This is a genomic window from Labrenzia sp. C1B70, from assembly GCF_000475395.1.
GTDB lineage: Bacteria > Pseudomonadota > Alphaproteobacteria > Rhizobiales > Stappiaceae > Roseibium > Roseibium algicola.
Genome location: NZ_AXCE01000004.1, coordinates 95,507 through 113,788, shown reverse-complemented (window position 1 = coordinate 113,788; position 18,282 = coordinate 95,507). Strand labels below are relative to the sequence as shown.

14 protein-coding genes are annotated in these 18,282 nt (G+C 58.6%); 5 read left to right on the top strand and 9 right to left on the bottom strand.

The genetic code is table 11. From position 1 onward, the window contains the following. Positions 1–113: 113 nt before the first annotated feature. The 7 genes from trpS to Q666_RS38740 all read right to left on the bottom strand — a co-directional run bounded on the left by trpS (position 114) and on the right by Q666_RS38740 (position 8,824). On the bottom strand, positions 114–1,193 hold the full coding sequence (trpS, locus tag Q666_RS38770; protein ID WP_023002390.1) for a tryptophan--tRNA ligase: 1,080 nt from the start codon (positions 1,191–1,193) through the stop codon (positions 114–116). Positions 1,194–1,313: 120 nt separating this feature from the next. Beyond that, positions 1,314–2,876 (bottom strand): murein biosynthesis integral membrane protein MurJ, encoded by a 1,563-nt coding sequence (gene murJ, locus Q666_RS38765; RefSeq protein WP_023002389.1) that lies wholly within the window; start codon positions 2,874–2,876, stop codon positions 1,314–1,316. A gap of 32 nt (positions 2,877–2,908) precedes the next feature. Further along, on the bottom strand, positions 2,909–5,743 hold the full coding sequence (locus Q666_RS38760; RefSeq protein ID WP_023002388.1) for a [protein-PII] uridylyltransferase: 2,835 nt from the start codon (positions 5,741–5,743) through the stop codon (positions 2,909–2,911). Between the two features lie 171 nt (positions 5,744–5,914). Beyond that, positions 5,915–6,286 carry a helix-turn-helix transcriptional regulator gene (locus tag Q666_RS38755; protein WP_023002387.1) on the bottom strand — a complete coding sequence of 124 codons (372 nt, stop codon included), beginning with the start codon at positions 6,284–6,286 and terminating at the stop codon, positions 5,915–5,917. Between the two features lie 4 nt (positions 6,287–6,290). After that, entirely contained in the window at positions 6,291–6,860 is a 570-nt protein-coding gene (locus Q666_RS38750; RefSeq protein ID WP_023002386.1) for a Smr/MutS family protein, read from the bottom strand. Between the two features lie 3 nt (positions 6,861–6,863). Beyond that, positions 6,864–7,982 carry an MltA domain-containing protein gene (locus Q666_RS38745; protein ID WP_208993972.1) on the bottom strand — a complete coding sequence of 373 codons (1,119 nt, stop codon included), beginning with the start codon at positions 7,980–7,982 and terminating at the stop codon, positions 6,864–6,866. Between the two features lie 113 nt (positions 7,983–8,095). Continuing rightward, positions 8,096–8,824 carry a Tim44/TimA family putative adaptor protein gene (locus tag Q666_RS38740; RefSeq protein WP_023002384.1) on the bottom strand — a complete coding sequence of 243 codons (729 nt, stop codon included), beginning with the start codon at positions 8,822–8,824 and terminating at the stop codon, positions 8,096–8,098. A gap of 238 nt (positions 8,825–9,062) precedes the next feature. Between Q666_RS38740 and Q666_RS38735 the strand changes: the two genes are divergently transcribed. The 5 genes from Q666_RS38735 to Q666_RS38720 all read left to right on the top strand — a co-directional run bounded on the left by Q666_RS38735 (position 9,063) and on the right by Q666_RS38720 (position 15,504). After that, on the top strand, positions 9,063–9,575 hold the full coding sequence (locus Q666_RS38735; RefSeq protein WP_023002383.1) for an FxsA family protein: 513 nt from the start codon (positions 9,063–9,065) through the stop codon (positions 9,573–9,575). Between the two features lie 118 nt (positions 9,576–9,693). Beyond that, complete coding sequence (locus Q666_RS38730) at positions 9,694–10,725, top strand: acyltransferase family protein (RefSeq protein WP_031269942.1); 1,032 nt, start codon at positions 9,694–9,696, stop codon at positions 10,723–10,725. Between the two features lie 55 nt (positions 10,726–10,780). Continuing rightward, entirely contained in the window at positions 10,781–13,771 is a 2,991-nt protein-coding gene (gene polA / locus Q666_RS38725; protein WP_023002381.1) for a DNA polymerase I, read from the top strand. Between the two features lie 140 nt (positions 13,772–13,911). Then, a complete protein-coding gene (locus tag Q666_RS65850; protein ID WP_152533276.1) occupies positions 13,912–14,199 on the top strand; it encodes a hypothetical protein in 288 nt (95 codons plus the stop codon). Between the two features lie 12 nt (positions 14,200–14,211). Then, on the top strand, positions 14,212–15,504 hold the full coding sequence (locus Q666_RS38720; protein WP_023002380.1) for a hypothetical protein: 1,293 nt from the start codon (positions 14,212–14,214) through the stop codon (positions 15,502–15,504). A gap of 286 nt (positions 15,505–15,790) precedes the next feature. Here Q666_RS38720 and Q666_RS38715 read toward each other — a convergent pair whose 3' ends face one another. Both Q666_RS38715 and Q666_RS38710 read right to left on the bottom strand, forming a co-directional pair. Continuing rightward, positions 15,791–16,930 (bottom strand): PepSY-associated TM helix domain-containing protein, encoded by a 1,140-nt coding sequence (locus Q666_RS38715; RefSeq protein WP_023002379.1) that lies wholly within the window; start codon positions 16,928–16,930, stop codon positions 15,791–15,793. 342 nt (positions 16,931–17,272) lie between these two features. Continuing rightward, on the bottom strand, positions 17,273–18,244 hold the full coding sequence (locus Q666_RS38710) for a nitronate monooxygenase (protein WP_023002378.1): 972 nt from the start codon (positions 18,242–18,244) through the stop codon (positions 17,273–17,275). Positions 18,245–18,282: the final 38 nt, after the last annotated feature.

The following is an 18,282-nucleotide window of genomic DNA, read 5'->3' as shown; positions in this document are numbered from 1 at the left end:
TTCCGGGCAAGGCGCAACGGTGTAAGGTGGAACGTTGCGGATTGCGGTTACCCAAACAAAAAACCCGGCAGAAACCTGCCGGGCTTTCAGGATCAGGTTGTTGTCGCGTCGGTTTACCGGACGTCGAGGAAACCGATGATCTTGCGAACGTCCTTCAGCACCGGTTCGGCGATGGCGGAGGCCTTTTCGGCACCTTCCTTCAGGATGGCGTCGATCTGTGCCTTGTCGTCCATCAGGCGGCGCATTTCGTCGGTCATCGGCGAGAGTTTCGCCACCGCCAGGTCGGACAGGGCCGGCTTGAAGGCCGAGAACTGCTGACCGCCGTATTCCTTCAGGACGTCGGCCTTGGTCGCGCCGCTCAGGGCGGCATAGATGCCGACAAGGTTGTCTGCTTCCGGACGGCCTTCCAGGCCGCCGGTTTCGCTCGGCAGGGCGTCCGGATCGGTCTTGGCTTTCTTGATCTTCTTGGAGATCGAGTCCGCGTCGTCCGTCAGGTTGATGCGCGACAGGTCCGACGGATCGGACTTCGACATCTTCTTGGTGCCGTCGCGCAACGACATGATCCGGGTAGCCGGGCCGGCGATCATCGGCTCGGTCATCGGGAAATAGAGATATTCCGGCAGTTCCGGAGACGGCGTCGGGTTCTCGATGCCGATATCCAGTTCCTTGATCCGGTCCGCAAAGTCGTTGTTGAACTTGGCGGCGATGTCGCGGGTCAGTTCCAGGTGTTGCTTCTGGTCGTCGCCGACCGGAACATGGGTCGCACGGTAAGCCAGAATGTCGGCAGCCATCAGGTTCGGATAGGCGAACAGGCCAACGGAAGCGTTTTCCTTGTTCTTGCCGGCCTTTTCCTTGAACTGGGTCATGCGATTGAGCCAGCCCATGCGCGCCACGCAGTTGAAGATCCAGGCAAGTTCGGTGTGTTCGCGAACCTGGCTCTGGTTGAAGATGATCGATTTCTTCGGATCGATGCCGGCCGCCATATAGGCAGCGGTCACTTCACGGGTTGCCTGGGCAAGCTCGTGCGGATCCGGAAACCCTGCCGTGATGGCATGGCTGTCGACGACGCAGAAGATCGTCGGCATCTGATCCTGCAACGGAACCCAGCGCGAAACGGCGCCCAGGTAGTTGCCAAGATGCAGGTTGCCTGTCGGCTGGACGCCGGAAAAGACACGGGGCTGGAACTCCGCCATTTCAAATCCCTTTAGTGGTGCGGCCGGTTGGAAGGGCGCTATGAATGTTTGGGCGGGCCGGGTTTAAGCCCGGTCCGTTATGCATGCAAGCTGGAAACGGCGTGCGCCGGCGTTTCGCGGTCAGGTGTTGCGCCGTCTCAACGCTTTCAGCATGCCGACAAGGTCGGATCCGCCGCTGAGCTGGGTGAAGACGGCAAAGGTGACCATGCCGACGAGTACGAGCAGAACGAGACTGCCCGCACGCACCGCCAGCCACGGCGCCGATAGCCAGGAGGCCATGTAGATGGCAGCAAAATGCACCGCGACCCCCATCAGCAGGCTGGCGAGCACCACCAGCGACAGCCGTCGGAGCAGCTTGAAATCGGGCTGGAAATGGCCCCGTCGCCACAGAACGATGATCAGGAGGCCGGTGTTCACCCAGCCAGCCAGCGTTGTGGCCAGCGCGATGCCCACATGCTGGAGCATGGGAAACAGCGCGATCGAGAAGCCGACATTCACGACCATGCCGACAACGGCAAAGATCATCGGCGTCTTGGTGTCTTCCCGCGCGAAATAACCGGGCGAAAACACCTTGTTGAGTACAAAGGCGGGCAGGCCAAAGGCAAATGCCGTCAGGGCTGCAGCCGTGCCTTCCACGGCGGCGGCATCGAAGCGCACCCGCTGGAACAGCACCGAGACGATTTCCTGCGGTATGACAGCGAGGGCAACCGCGGCCGGCAGGGTTAGCACCAGAGAAAACTCCAGTGCGCGGTTCAGGCTGTGCTGGTAAGCGCCCATCTGCCCGGCGCGCAGCTGGCGTGTCAGGCTGGGTAAAAGCACCACGCCGATGGCGATACCGATCACCCCGAGCGGCAACTGGTAGAGCCGGTCAGCGAAATAGAGCAGCGCATTGGCGCCTTCCTGCATGGAGGCGATGATCTGGCCGACGGCAATGTTGATCTGGGTGACGCCGCCGGCAACGACGCCAGGAATGCCAAGCATCAGCAGGCGTTTGGCCGACTTGGTATAGCGCGGGCGGAAGACGGGGATCTTGAAGCCGAGGCGCTTCAGGTCAATCAGGACGACGATCAACTGCACGATCCCGCCAACGGTGACGCCGATGGCCAGAATGACCCCGAGCGCCGTGTCGTCCTTGATACCGAGATAAAGCACTGCGCCCAGAACGGCGCTCATCACAACGTTCAGCATCACCGGTGCGAAGGCAGCGGCGGCAAAGCGCTGATAGGTGTTGAGAATGCCGCCGATGAAGGCAAGCATCGACATGAAGATCAGATAGGGAAACGCGATCCGCGACATCAGAACTGTCAGGTCGTACTTGGTGGGGTCTTCCACGAAACCCGGCGCCAGTGCCCACACCACCAGCGGCATGAAAATCTGTGCAAAAGCAGTCAGCACCAGCAGGCAGAACAGCAGCGCTGCGCCAATTTCCCCGGCGAACCGCTTGGCGCCCGCATCGCCCTCTTCCTCGACCGTTCGCCCGAACAGCGGGATGAAGGCGGAGTTGAAGGCCCCTTCCGCGAACAGTCGGCGGAACAGGTTGGGCAGACGGAAGGCCACCACAAAGGCATCGGCAACCGGACCGGCCCCGACGACGGCGGCCAGAAGCACGTCGCGAACGAAGCCGAGCAGGCGGCTCAGCAGGGTCGCGCTGCCGACGGTTGCGAAATTGCGGACGAGACTCATGCCGGAAGGACTCCGAAGAGGAAGGTATGCACTTATGAAGCCTGCCGCTGAACCTTGCGGGTTGCCGGAGCTGCCGGATCGAGTTCCACATGGCCGTCGACCGCATTGGCAAGGCGCTCACGGATGATTTCCTGACGCCCGATGTTGGCAATTTTCTGTCCGGTGAGATCGGTGACGTAGAAAACGTCGACCACTTTCTCACCGAAGGTCGAGATGTGGGCCGAGCCGATGTTCAGATTGAGCGTCGCGATGGAGCGCGTCAGGTCGTAGAGCAGGCCTGGCCGGTCGAGACCGGAAATCTCCAGCACCGTGTAATCGTCAGACAGGGCGTTGTTGACCAGCACTTCGCTGGCCACCTTGAAGGCCTTCATGCGGCCCTTGACGCCGGTCTTCTTGGAAACAGGCTCCGGAAGCCGCTCTTCGCCGCGCAGTGTGGTCTCGATCAGCTTGGCAATCCGCTCGCCGCGGCGCTTTTCGTCTTCGTCGTCCGGCAGCTCCCGGCCGATGAAGATCGTGTCCAGCGCGTAGCCGTCTGTGGTGGTGTCGATCTGTGCGTCAACGATATTGGCACCGGTCGTGTAGCAGGCTCCGGCAATGATCGACAGCAGGCGTGGATGGTCCGGCGCCATGATCGTCAGCTCGGTCACACCCTCGAAGGCGCGCGGGATGACCTGGAAAGCAAGCTGCCTCTTGTCCTTGTCGGCCTTGTGCAGAAGTTCGGCATGGGACACCAGCCGCTCCGGCTCCGTACGCAGCCAGTAGGCCGGATAATGCCGGTTCAGATAAGCATTGCGGTCCTTGGCGGACCAGTGCTCCAGCTTGCTGCCGAGCTCTTCCTTGGCCTTGTCGATGGTCTGGCGATGCGACATCTTCGTGTGTCCGCCGGACAGATGCGGTTCGGTGGCATAGTACAGCGTGCGCAGCAGCTGGCCTTTCCAGCCGTTGAAGACGCCGGGCCCGACGGCGCGAATGTCGGCCACGGTCAGGATCAGGAGCAGTTTCAGCCTTTCGAGCGACTGCACCGTGTTGGCGAAATCCGTGATCGTTTTGCGGTCTGACAGGTCGCGCGACTGGGCAATGGTGCTCATGTCCAGGTGATGCTCGATCAGCCAGGCAACCGTCTCGGTTTCCGCGTCGTTCAGTCCGAAACGCGGGCACAGCTTGCGCGCGACCCGGGCGCCGGCGATCGAATGATCTTCTGGCCTGCCCTTGGCGATGTCGTGCAGGAACATGGCGACAAACAGCACCTTGCGGTTCTGCAGCGTCAGGATCAGGTCTGTCGCCAGTGGATGGTCGTCGCCGGAGTTGCCGCGCTCGATATCGGCCAGCACGCCGATAGAGCGGATCAGGTGCTCGTCGACCGTGTAGTGGTGATACATGTTGAACTGCATCATCGCCACGACCTTGCCGAACTCTGGCACAAAGCGGCCGAGCACGCCGGTTTCGTTCATCTTGCGCAAGGTCTTTTCCGGCGCGTGCCGGGAGGTCAGGATCGACAGGAAAAGCCGGTTCGCTTCAGGGTCGGCGCGCAGGCTTCCATCGACCAGCTTAAGCGAATGCCGCATCAGGCGGGTCAGCTGCGGATGCATGTTGTAGTCATGCTTGTCCGCGATCTGGAACACCCGCAGGAGGTTGGTCGGATCGGTTTCGAACACGGTGTCGGATACCGCATTCAGGCGGTTGTTCTCCACCACGAAGCCGGTCGCCCCTTCAACGGGCTTGGCCGTTGCCGAAACGCGGCCTGCGCGCAGGCGGCGCATCATGCCGGTCAGGCCCTTGCCGCGCGGCTCCTTGACGTGCTCTTCCTCCAGCGCGGCGCAGATAATGCGGGTCAGATCGCCGACATCCTTGGCCACCAGGAAGTAGTGCTTCATGAAACGCTCGACATCCTTCATGCCCGGGTGCTGGGTGTAGCCGAGCCGGATCGCGATCTCGCGCTGGACATCGAAGGACAGGCGCTCTTCCGGCCGTCCCGTCAGGAAATGCAGGTGGCAGCGGACCGCCCACAGGAAGTCGTCAGACTTCTTGAACCGCGCATATTCCGAACGGGTCAGAACGCCTTTCTTGACCAGTTCCGACTGTCTGTTGACCCGATAATGGTACTTGGCGATCCAGAACAGGGTATTGAGATCGCGCAGACCGCCCTTGCCTTCCTTGATGTTCGGCTCGACCAAGTAGCGCGAGGCACCCTGGCGCTTGTGGCGGTCATCGCGTTCCAGCAGCTTGGCGGCGATGAACTCCGAGCTGGTGCCTTCCACCACTTCCTTGTCGAAACGCTGGACGAGTTCCTCGAAAAGGGCCTCGTCGCCCCAGATGTAGCGGGCTTCCAGAATGGCGGTGCGGATGGTCATGTCCGCCTTGGACAGGCGGATGCATTCATCGATATTGCGGGTCGCGTGGCCTACCTTGAAGCCCAGGTCCCAGAGCATGTAGAGGATATATTCCACCACCTGTTCGCCCCAGGGGGTCTGCTTGTACGGCAGCACGAACAGGAGATCGATGTCGGACCCCGGCGCCAGTGTGCCTCGGCCGTAACCGCCAACGGCGGCAATGGCCATGCGCTCCGCGGCGGACGGGTTCTTGATCCGGTAGACGTGGTGCAGGGCGAAATCGTAGATCACGCGGATCAGCTCGTCCTGGATATAGGACAGCCGCCCGGCGCACAGCAGCCCGCCTCCGTCCTCGTCCAGCATCGCCTGGGCCTTGCCGCGAGCGTCTTTCACCACCTGCTTCAGCATCGCAAGAACAGCCGAGCGGGTCTTCATGTCCGAACCGTCGCCGTCATTGCCGGCGGTCAGCGCGGTGAGGCGATTTCTCAGGTCATCGGCATCGATCAGTCCGGCAAGGTCTTCCTGGGAGAGTTTCATACTGGTCCAGTGTTCCGTTCAGCAGGCGCAGGTTTGCTGGAGGTTATATAGAGGATGGGGTTGAAGGACACGTAAATCCTGAACTGACCTGAAAGAGGCTGCGTTCCAAGCGGAACAGAAACAGCAATGCACCGCCACGCCATGGGTTGAACCTGGCGAGGGCATGCGTCGTCACACACCGTCCTTCACGGCGGCAACCCGGAGCTGGTGCAGGAGGGCTGCAAGAGACTCTTCGGAAAGGCCTCCGATCTTCAGCGCAAGCTGGTTGGCAAGTTCGGTGGCCTTCGGGTCCATGCCGGCCGTGTCGATGGTGACGCGCGGGTCGGACAGTTCGGCCAGACGCTGGATTTCTTCCGCTTCATCCCAGATGACGTTGAAATAGGTGATGATTCGCTGCACCAGAAACCAGGTTGGCTTGCCGCGCTTGCCATGTTCCAGCGCGGACAGATAGGCACTGGATACCGACAAGGCCGCTGCCATTTCCTTCAGCGACACATCCCGTTTTATCCTGAGTTCCCGGATTTTTGCGCCAAGTGGGGTCACGGCCCTACCTTCTTTTTCGAATGCGAACGTACAGTGCGCCGCCGCCGCCGTGGTTCGCGTGGGCTTCCTCGTAGCCAAGTACCACGGATCGCAAGTCGGGCATCGACAGCCACTGGGGCACCATTCTGCGCAAAACGCCGCGCTCGTCCATATAGGCGCGTGCGTCACCGCTGCCCTTGCCCGTGATTACCAGCACAACCTTATGACTTCTCGCCTGCGCCTGGTAGAGAAAGCCGCGCAGCCGGTCATGCGCCTGATGCTGGGTCAGGCCGTGCAGGTCTATCCGCGCATCGATGGCCTTCACGCCGCGCACCAGCTTGCGGCGGTAGCGGTGTTCCAGCTGATGCAGCGGTAGCGGTGTTGGCGGCGCCTTGGCTACAGCGGGAGCCTGGATCGCGGTCGCGGTTTTCAGCGCCTTTGCGGGTGCCGCCGGTTCGGTTTCGGCGATTTTCTCAAGCTCGGCCTTGAGGTCCTGAGCCCTGTCCGGATGCAGCGGCGTCAGGGTTTTGGCAACCTTGCCCCACAGTTCCCTGTCCTCCGGCGACAGTGTCCCTTTTTTGCCCCGTCTTGCCATGTCTTAGTCCGCCGCCACACCAGCGGGACCAAGACGGATGTTCGGCACCAGGATCGTGAAGTCGGCCTTGTGGCGGATTTCTCCGGCAATAGCGCCTGCCGTCTGCCCGGATCCGACGAAGATATCACCCCGCGCCGGGCCCTTGATTGCCGATCCGGTGTCATCTGCCACCATCAGCCGCTGGAAAGGGCCGTCGTCGCTGTCGTGATCCTTCAGCGCGGAGGCAACGAAAACCAGGGATCCATAGGGAATGAAACTCGGATCGACCGCAAGGCTGCGGCCTGCCACAAGGGGAAGGCCCGCGGCCCCGACGGGCCCGTCGTTCACGCCGATTTCGTCGACCTCCCGGAAGAAGATGAAAGACCGGTTTTGCCGGAACAGCTGATCGCGCTCTTCCGGATGCGCTTCCAGCCAGGAACGAAGTCCAGCAGCCGTGAAGTCCTCCGGCGTGCCTTCTCCGCGCGTTACCAGCAACCGGGCAATACCGGTGTAGGGGTGGCCTGTCTTGCCCGCATAACCGACCCGCATCGCGCTTCCGTCCGCAAGACGCAGCCTTGCCGAGCCCTGAACATGTACGAAATAGGCGTCGATCGGATCGGCAAGCCAGACGAGTTCGAGATTTTCCGGATCGAGCTTGCCATCCATGATGGCGCTCCGATCCGGCATTTCGGTGACGCGTCCATCAACCCGCCGTCCATGGCTGAGCGTTTCGGGCCAGTCCTGTGGCCGGTTTTCCGGCGTGATCGCCTCCAGGCCTTCCGGTTTTTTGAGCAAGGGATACCGGAATATGTCGGTTCTGACCCGCGAGGCGGCCAGTTCCGGCTCGAAATAGCCCGTCACAAATCCGCTCTGGGCAATTCGGTGCGGCGTGAACCGGCTTTCGAAAAAGTCTCGCGGTGCTTCATCACCGGACTTTGCCGCCTTTTCGGCGTCGTTACAGAGCTTTTGCAGATCTGCTGTGGCGATGGAGGGAAAAACGGTGTCCTGGGTCAGGATTTCCGGTTTGCGGCACAGGCGCAGAAAACCGGCAAGGGCGGCGGCATGATCGTCGTTCTGCCAGCCCGGCAGACTGGTGAAGGAGATTGCCTCGAACCGGTCCGGGATCCGTTGGCCTGGTACCATGGCTGAGGCAGCTCCTGAAAAGAAAAGCGGCGCGGCCAGAACCGCGCCCTTTAGCAGTGGGACAAGCCGGAAGCCCGGCCGGGGCCGCGTGTTCCGCTTGCCCTGCATCGTGATTACTCTGCGGATTCGGTCGCGACCAGCTTCCAGTTCGGATCGCGGGACGTGGTGTCCCGGGCGAAGGTCCAGATGTCGATCACTTCGCTTACCTTGGCCGGATCGCCGTCGACCACTTCACCGGCCTTGTCGCGCGTGGCGGAAATCAGCTGGCTGTGGATCTTCACGGTTACCTGGGCGGTCGAATTCTTCAGTGCAGCTTCGACGATTTCTGCCTTGTCGATGCCGACAAAGGTCGATTCGATGGTCTCGCCACGCTTTTCGCGATCGTCGATTGCGGTGACGAAGCCTTCATAGACTTCGCGGGACAGAAGGTTCTTCAGCGCTTTCTTGTCGCCGTCCGCAAACGCCATCACAATCATCTCGTAGGCCGCGCGTGCGCCTTCCAGGAAGGGTTCCGGCTCGAAGCTGCGGTCAACGGACAGGATCTGCTTCAGGGCGCTGTTCAATGCGGAGCCCGCCGGGGCAACCTTGTCGATCACGACGTCGCCACCACGACCGCTCTCCTCGACCGGCTCGGCCTCCAGCGTGGTCTGGTTCGGCATCGGGATGACATTGTCCTGATCGTTGCCGTTTTTGCGTTCACGCGGCTGATCGGGCTTGGAATAGGGGTCGAATGGCGGGCGCTCATTGCCGGTGCGTTTGCCCAGCACCGATCGCAGTCTGAACAGAATGAAAACCGCAAGTCCCATCAGGAGGAGGTTCAACGGGTCAAAAATCTCGTTCATCGTAACTTCCGGTTACCCTTTTTGAGGCCCTAGAGCCGCCTGCTCTAACTGCCAGGTGAGCGCAGCCTCGTACGCAAGGCCTGTCTGCTTCCTATTTAGGGGGTCCTTGAACCAGCATCCAGACCCAAGAGCAAGACTGAATCTTTGCATTCATAGCCATTTCGTGACTGCCTGCTCGCATTTTTGCGAGTGAATGTCTACCTTAGGTCCGAATAGCTTATCAGACGATGGAGCTCCCGTGGGACTTTATATCATTGCCGCAATTCTTCTTCTGCCCCTGATCGAGATTGCGATGTTCATCTGGGTGGGAGGCTTGATCGGTGTGTTCCCGACAATCCTGCTGACGGTGATCACCGCGTTGGCCGGGACAGTGATGCTGCGCCAGCAGGGCCTGTCACTGCTGATGCGCATGCAAACGGAGCTGGATGCCGGCCGCACACCCGGAAACGAGGTGATGCAGGGTGCAATGATCGTTCTTGCCAGCATTCTGCTGCTGATCCCGGGTTTCGTCACGGATGCCATCGGCCTGCTCCTGTTCATACCGCCGGTGCGCGAAGCGCTGGCACGGTTCATCATTGCCCGATCGAACGTCGTTATCGTTGATGGCGGCGGTGGTATGCGCCGGCCGAATGACGGCGTCGTGGATCTGGACGAAGGCGACTGGAGCGAAAAAAACAGCGGCACGGGTGGTGGCTCCGGCCAGCCGAAGCTCAGCCCCTGGCAGGATGGCTCGGATAACGCGAAGCCCTGATTTCCCAAACGCTCACTAAAACGTGACTGCTGGTGTATGCGTATAATTTACCAGTCAAGGTTATGTCTGCCCTGAATTGGACCCGAAACCGGACTGAAGCGGAGCAGGCAGCGGCAGAATGAGCGCCAGGCGTGTAGATTGGGTGGATACCGCCAAGGGCATCTGCATCATCTTCGTCGTGATGATGCATTCGGTGCTCGGCGTGGAAGCCGCCGCTGGCCAGACAGGCTGGATGCATGTGGTCGTCGCCTTTGCAGCCCCCTTCCGCATGCCGGATTTTTTCCTGATCTCCGGCCTGTTCCTGTCGAACGTCATTACCCGCGACTGGAAACTCTATCTTGATCGCAAGGTCGTCCACTTTGCCTACTTTTATGTGCTGTGGATGACGATCCAGTTTCTGGTGAAGGCGCCCGTCTTCATCGAGGAAACCAGCGTTCGCGCAACGGTGGAACTCTATTTCCTGAGTTTCATCGAGCCCTTCGGTACCTTGTGGTTCATCTACATGCTGCCGGTCTTCTTCGTCGTGTCGAAGGTCGCCCACGACAAGCATGTGCCGTGGCAACTGGTTCTGGCCGTCGGCGCACTTCTGCAGATCGCGCCGATCCACACCGGCTGGCTGCTGGTCGATGAATTCGCGGCCCGTTTCGTTTTCTTCTATGCCGGCTTCGTTTTTGCTCCGCAGATCTTCGCCCTGGCCGACTGGGCGCGCGAGCGGATCGGGATCAGTCTCGCGTGTCTGCTGGTCTGGGGCCTGGTGAACGGCACGCTGGTCTATGCCGGCTGGGCGCATCTGCCGGTCATTGCCCTTGTTCTTGGCGCGGCCGGTGCAGGTGCCATCATCCTCACCAGCGCGTTGATCGTGAAATGGGGCCGGCTCGGTTTCCTTCGGCATTTCGGCGAAAACTCGATCGTCATCTATCTCGCCTTCTTCTTCCCCATGGGCGTGACGCGGGTGATTCTGCTGAAGCTGGGCATCCTTGATATCGGCACAACGTCGTTGATCGTGACGCTGGTGGCGTCGGTCAGTCCGATGATCCTGTTCTGGCTGATCCGCCGCACGAACATCGGCTGGTTCCTGTTCCGCAGGCCCGCCTGGGCCTATCTCAGCGGAACCTTTGGCGGGAAACGTCAGGCACAGGCAGCTGAGTGATCGGCAAGCTTGGAATTTTTAACTTTAGGACTTTTCTCCAGAACAGGCTGCGGGCATGATCCGCGCCATGTCGACGCAAAGCACCTCCTCCGCCCTCACCGCCGATGACCACCTCATCCTGGTCGACGGGTCCACGTTCATTTTTCGCGCCTATCACGCGCTGCCGCCGCTGACACGCAAGCCGGACGGGCTTCCTGTCGGGGCGGTTTCTGGCTTCTGCAACATGCTGTGGAAGCTGCTGCAGGAAGGCCTGACACCGGAGGAAGGCGACGAGCCCACCCATTTCGCGGTGATCTTCGACCATTCCGCGCAGACGTTCCGGAACGAGATTTATCCGGAATACAAGGCCCACCGGCCGGACCCGCCGGAAGATCTGGTGCCGCAGTTCGGCCTTATCCGCGAAGCGACACGCGCCTTTTCGGTTCACTGCATCGAGCAGGAAGGCTTCGAGGCGGACGACCTGATCGCGACCTATGCCCGTGAGGCTGCCGAACAGGGTGCGCGCGTCACCATCGTTTCAGGCGACAAGGACCTGATGCAGTTGATCGGCCCGAAGGTGGGCATGATCGACACCATGAAGAACAAGACCTTCGGCGAAGCCGAGGTGTTCGAGAAATTCGGCGTCGGTCCCGACAAGGTCATCGAGGTGCAATCGCTGGCGGGCGACAGCGTCGATAACGTGCCCGGCGTGCCGGGTATCGGCCTGAAGACCGCGGCCCTTTTGATCAACGAATTCGGCGATCTGGAAACGCTGCTCGCCAAGGCCGACACGATCAAACAGAACAAGCGCCGGGAAAACCTGATCGAATTTGCCGATCAGGCGCGAATTTCCAGGCAGCTCGTCACTCTCAAGCAGGATGTGCCGGTCAAGGTGCCGGTGGGCGAATTGTCGGTAACCGATGTTGACGGACCCAAGGCGCTCGGATTCCTGAAGGCGATGGGGTTCACCACCCTCACCCGGCGCGTTGCGGATGTGACCGGCGCCGATCTGGATACGGTCGATGCATCGGACCTCAAGGTTCCGGGATGGGATGTTCCGGACCACAAGGGCCGGATGATGGAGCGTGCAGTCGGCAGTGACAGCGCAGGTTCGGAAGCTGCAAAAACTCCGGGCGACGCTGATCCGGACAACTCCGGCCTGCTGGTACCGCAGACGGTTGCCGATGCACGCGCCCAGACGATCCGGGCGATCCCGGTCGACAGCAGCGCCTATGAAACCGTCACCAGCCTCGACCGCTTGAAGGAATGGTGCGACGCGGCCTTTGAAAAGGGCTACGTCGCCTTCGACACCGAAACGACATCGCTGGACGCCATGCAGGCAGAGCTTGTCGGTGTTTCGCTGTCCACCGAGCCCGGCAAGGCCTGTTATGTGCCGCTTGGCCACGTCGACGGCGAGGGTGACCTTCTTGGTGGCGGCGGTCTTGTCGAAGGCCAGATCCCGCTGAAAGACGCGCTGGAAGTGCTGAAGCCGATGCTGGAGGACCGCTCGGTTCTCAAGATCGCGCAAAATCTCAAGTACGACTGGCTGGTGATGACACGGTACGGTGTCGACATCACGCCATACGACGACACGATGCTGCTCTCCTACACGGTCGATGCCGGCAAGGGCGGCAACGGCATGGACGAACTGTCTGAGCGCTGGCTCGATCACAAGCCGATCCCGTTCAAGGAAATCTGCGGCTCCGGCAAGTCGATGATCACCTTCGACAAGGTCGCCATCGACAAGGCAACCGCCTACGCGGCGGAAGACGCCGATGTGACGCTTCGTCTCTGGCTGATCCTGAAGCCGAGGCTCGCTTCCGAGCATATGGCAACCGCCTACGAGACGCTGGAACGGCCGATGGTGCCGGTGCTTGCGCGCATGGAAAAGCGGGGCATCTCCGTCGACCGGCAGATGCTGTCGCGTCTTTCGGGTGAATTCGCGCAAGGCATGGCGGGCAAGGAAGCCGAGATTTACGAGCTGGCCGGTGAAAGCTTCAACATCGGTTCGCCCAAGCAGCTTGGTGATATCCTGTTCGGCAAGATGGGTCTTCCCGGCGGCAAGAAGACAAAGACCGGCGCCTGGTCGACCTCGGCGCAGGTTCTGGAAGATCTGGCCGCGGAAGGGCACGAACTGCCGTCGCGGATCGTCTCCTGGCGCCAGCTCTCCAAGCTGAAATCCACCTACACCGACGCCCTGCCCGGTTACATCAATCCGGAAACGGGGCGTGTGCACACATCCTACGCGCTGGCGGCAACCACCACCGGGCGTCTGTCCTCGTCGGAACCGAACCTGCAGAACATTCCGGTCCGGACCGAGGAAGGCCGCAAGATCCGCAAGGCCTTCATCGCCGAAAAGGGTCACAAGCTGATCTCGGCCGACTACAGCCAGATCGAGCTGCGCGTCCTGGCGCATATGGCCGATATTCCTCAGTTGAAGAAGGCGTTCGACGACGGGCTGGACATTCACGCCATGACAGCAAGCGAAATGTTCGGAACGCCGATCGAAGGCATGGACCCGATGGTCCGCCGCCGGGCGAAGGCGATCAACTTCGGCATCATCTACGGCATTTCCGCATTCGGCCTCGCCAACCAGCTCGGCATCTCGCGCGGCGAAGCGGGCGACTATATCAAGACCTATTTCGAGCGTTTCCCGGGCATCAAGGACTACATGGAAGCGACCAAGAAGCAGGTTCATGCGAACGGCTACGTGACCACGATCTTCGGCCGCAAGGCGCATTATCCGGAAGTGAACACCAAGAACCCGAACATGCGCGCCTTCTATGAACGCGCCGCCATCAACGCCCCGATCCAGGGGTCTGCCGCGGATATCCTGCGCCGGGCGATGGTGCGTATGGAAAACCGGCTGGAAGGCTCAAAGCTGGATGCGCAGATGCTGCTGCAGGTGCATGACGAACTGATCTTCGAAGTGCCGGACGCGCAGGTGGAAGCAACCATTCCGGTGATCAGGGACGTGATGGAAAATGCCTGCGATCCGGCGCTGAAACTTTCCGTGCCGCTTCAGGTCGATGCCCGCGCCGCCGACAATTGGGACGAAGCGCATTAGCGCAAGGCAGTTTGCTGTGGATGAAAAGATTTAAATTATTGACTCGGAGCACTGATGCTGGGTTGCGAGATTGAAAGTATACTAAATTTACACTACCTTTGGTTACCTATTAGGCAAGAAACGAATCATGGAGCAGAAAAATGTCTATTTTTCAGATGCTTTTAGCAGCTATCGCTCCCGTGGTGTCTTTAGCCTTGCTGCTAATTGTTTGGAAAGTGCGATTTGGCAAACACCCAGCAGTGCTTGCCGCAAGGAAAAGTGCGAAATCTTTTAGAAGAACCGTGACAGGGGATTTAGAGCCCGTGCACGACGGGAGACGGGATTTTCGGATTGCTGCTGGTTTAGCTGTCCAGAAAAGTAACAAAAAGAAAAAGTGGGTGAGTCAGGGAAAAATTTCTGACGAAACTATTCATTCAATTGCACCTTAAACTGGGCTCCAAATGGATTATCGAGGTTGGATTCCAACTGTCTCCGGACGACTTGCATTTTCGGAGTTTGGTAACCTTGACTACCCGACTAAAGCGGCTAAGTGGTCCTATGCTGATAAAACTGAACGCTGTGTAATTTGCGTTCAAAAAAGATATCTTTCAGACATTACGATTCCGATTCTTTCGTACTCTCCGGAAATACTGGACTTTATTGACAACTATCTGTTTGGAAAAACAGGTAAGATGTGGATGTGTGCCACCGCATCTTACGATATGAGGGAAAATTCTTTAACCGGTATCGTGGGAATCTTCGGGAAGAAGATTTGGAGAAGGTATAAGAGAACTCTCGAAGAGAGTGGTGATAAATTAAACAATACAACGTCTAAAGATGACGAGCCTTGGAGATATCTGGAGGCAGTAAATTCTTTAAATTTAAGTCATGCATTTGCGACAGCAGAATATAAAGTTTTAAGAAACGGGAAAATTTTTATTGGATCCATTAAGTCGGGGGAAAAATCAAATATTGAGTGGTCGGAGGAAACAGAAGAAAATATAGCATCACAGGTATATTTCTTCTTGAAAGATTGTCTACACAGACATCAGCATCACTCGAAAACGACGGATTCAATTTTATCAATCTACAAAATAGACCCTAAAAAATCTATCGGCAGGCAAGAAAAAGAATGGAAACTTGACGTCCTTTATACCCTTTATCGCAAAGTAATTAACAGGAGGCGGAATGGATCGTTAGTAGATTTGTCGGAGTCTATGGGTGTTCTCTCCTATGCCTCATCTTTTTATAATATTTTTAAAAAGGAATTGGAAGGATTTGAGGAAAAATCTGTTTACAATCGCACTGAGTTAATAGAATCTCTAAAGGCGTCAATAATTTCATCAAAATATAAAGAAAATAAGATGCCAGAGCTACTTAGAGGTAGTTTGTCAATTACTTTGGCATTGTCAGCTGTGGCCATTGCATTCGCTTCGCTGTTAGGTGTTGCAAACCATAGAGAGCTTGAAGTATCCGAAGACTTGGTAAATGTAGTATCATTCGTGCTATTGAACCCTTTTCAGGCTACTCTATTTGGCGCATCAATAATAATGAGCGTTGCTTTGATGCTTCATTCAGACTATCTGGCAAAAATAGTTCCAAATAAATTACTTTATGATACTATTAGAATAATAGTCCCTCTAAAGCAGTGGATATTAGACGCGCTAATATTTATATTCTTAGGTTTATTTCTGTATACGTCCTACCATTCAATAGATACTCTAATTATTTCAAATTTGGACTATTTTCGATAAGCGAACAGGCTTCAAAACAATGAGTGTTAAATGTTGTGGGTACCGACCCCTCAGCGAACACCTACTTGTCTAATTGCGACTTATTGTCGGAATGAAAATTCATAGGTTGAAAGTAAAAACTACCTTAGTTAGCTGATTATCTTTGTTAATCTGACGGACGCTTTATATCTTTTAAAGATACCTAGCTTCTTCGCTCCATCAAAATTCAGTATTCCTTCCTGGAACTCACAATAAGTATCAGTCTACTACCGCCAACAACGAGGTTATTGATAAAAGCTTCAACGTCTCAGGCCTGCTGGGCACGGCGCCGGAACAGCGGCTGGATCAACCGGCGATAGGCAAGCGCAAAGCCTGTGTAGAAGAGAAACACCGACGCCAGCGAGGCAAGCCCCGCGAGCGTTTGGCCGATGAAGCCATAGACCTCGCCGGTGTGCAGAAATCTCAGGAAGACCCTGGCGCGCCGGCCTGCCGGCTGGTCCTCAGCGCCGCTGACGCCCAGAACCTCGCCTGAAACCCTGGAGACCGTATAGGTCGTCTGGCGGGAAAGCTGAGTGCCGTTGCCTGTATCGACGGTCATCACCACACGTGCAGCCTGTCCGTTGGGCAATTTGACCGAAAGTGTCTGCCAGTCCGGTTGGGCTTGTTTCAGCGTGTCGGCAATGGCCTGCAGGCTGACGGCTTCGCCCTGAGCGCGGTTCTGCCCCTGGCGCTCTTCACTGGCAGCCTGGCCGGTTGCTGCGGGCGAAACCGGCCCGAAGACGGCGGCCACCATGTTGCTGGCCCAGGGATAGGAAATGACGACGCCGGAGACCACCACCGCAAACAGCGGTACGAGCGACCAGATGCCGAAGACATGGTGCCAGTTGTAGTCGCGTGCTTTCGCGGTCGGCAGGTTTCTGCGGAAGAAAAGGTTCAGCTTGACGATCCGCCAGGTCCATTTCTTCGGCCACCAGAGATAAATTCCGGACACCAGGATGAACAGGAAGCCGAGATTGGCAGCACCGGTCACGGCCCGCCCAAGGCTGCGGTTTTCACCTGTAAGGGCAAACCAGCGGTGCAGCGCGGTCACCGTGCCAAAGAAGGATTTTGTGCCCTCCGCGGCATTGTCGATCCGCTCTCCGGTATAAGGGTTGAGCAAATGGTTCTCGCGGCGGCTGACCGAAAGTGTGGCCGGGGCGCCGTCCTGCCTTGGCAAGACCAGCGAATTGCCGGGTTGGCCGCCGTTGGCCAGAACGGCAGTTGCCAGTTCATCGACAGAGAGGAGCTGCGCATCGGCCGGTTTTTCGACTGCGCGGCTTTCCATGTAGGAGATGATCTGGCGCTCGTAGGTCAGGACCACGCCGGTGGCTGACATCAGGAGGATAACGAGACCGAAGGCGACCCCGACGACGAGATGCGCCCAGAAAATGATGCGTTTGAAAGACATGGTGCTGCTGCCCGTTTCAGACCGGATTTGACGGTTGCCGGGTCCTCCTCCACCGGCTTCAACAGGCCTAAGCCGAAGATCTCGCTGCGTCAAAGGCAACAGCAGGGTGTTTGGCCGAGAATTTGTAACCAGTTGTCGCCACCGCGAAGAACCGGGCGCTTGGTGATTTCCGTCAGCAGCTCAAAAGCCCAGGGTTTCCGGGGGTTCACATCAGGTCCCGGTGCCAAAACCCTCAGGAGTGTCCCAAGCCGCATACAATTTGCCGCACCACCGGCTGGACCGAAAAGGCGTCGATAGTGATGGGAGAGGGTGACAGGGAGGTCTTGAGGAAGCGGTGCGAATTCACCCGATGACGAAATCCGGCGCGCGAGCAAGAAGCGCTGCCGCCTCTCGAACAGTGTTCTCCACGATCCTTGCCGCCGGTTGAACGGTGTTCACAAGATCGAGGGATTCTCCGGCAATCAGGGCGCGAACGGAATAGTCGTCCGGATCGGCAGCCTCATAGGTTTTCTGGATCTTGTGAGCTGCGCCGGACAAGCCTGCCGGATCTTCCAGCCAGGGGCGGGAAAACGCATTCTGAACAACCCGCCCTGTGAATTGCGACGGCCAGTCTAGTCCGCGCGCAACGTCGAACACACTCGACCGGGCCGTGTCGTCCCCGTGCGCCTTGGTCAGGGCAACCTTGGCCTTCTCCGATCCGTTCGCTTCGACGCTTGCCCAGAAACGGGTCCCCATCATGACACCGTCCGCGCCCAGCATGAGAGCTGCTGCCAGTCCGCGCCCGTCCGCAAGCCCGCCGGCCGCCAACACGATCGTCTCCTTGCCGGCGGCATCGCGAACCGCGGGAAGAAGGGCGGACAGACCCCGGTCCATGCCGTGACCGCCACCTTCCTGGCCTTGGGCGACGAGAACGTCCGTTCCGGCCTTCAGGGCCTGTTCGGCCTGGTCCAGTCGTTGCACCTGCCAGATGGTTGGAATTCCGCGCTCACTGGCGGCCTTTACGATCGGTTCCGCGTCACCGAAGGAAACGAACAGGGCCGCCGGATTGCGGTCGAGGATCCGATCCACGAGGGCCGGTTTTTTCAGAATACTCCAGGTGATGACACCAAGACCGACCCGCTGGTCGCCGGCCGCATCGAAGGCAGCGTCGATCCAGTCCAGGTCGCCGTAACCGGCGCCGATAATACCGAAGCCACCGGCGCGGCTGACTTCAGCGGCCAGATGGCCGTCCGAAATCCGGTCCATCGGCGCCAGCACGACCGGATGGGAGACGGCAAAGCGGCGGGTAAAGGGCGTATCGAGCAGCTGTTTCATGCAGACACGCTGCCATGAAAATCATTTCAGGAAAAATG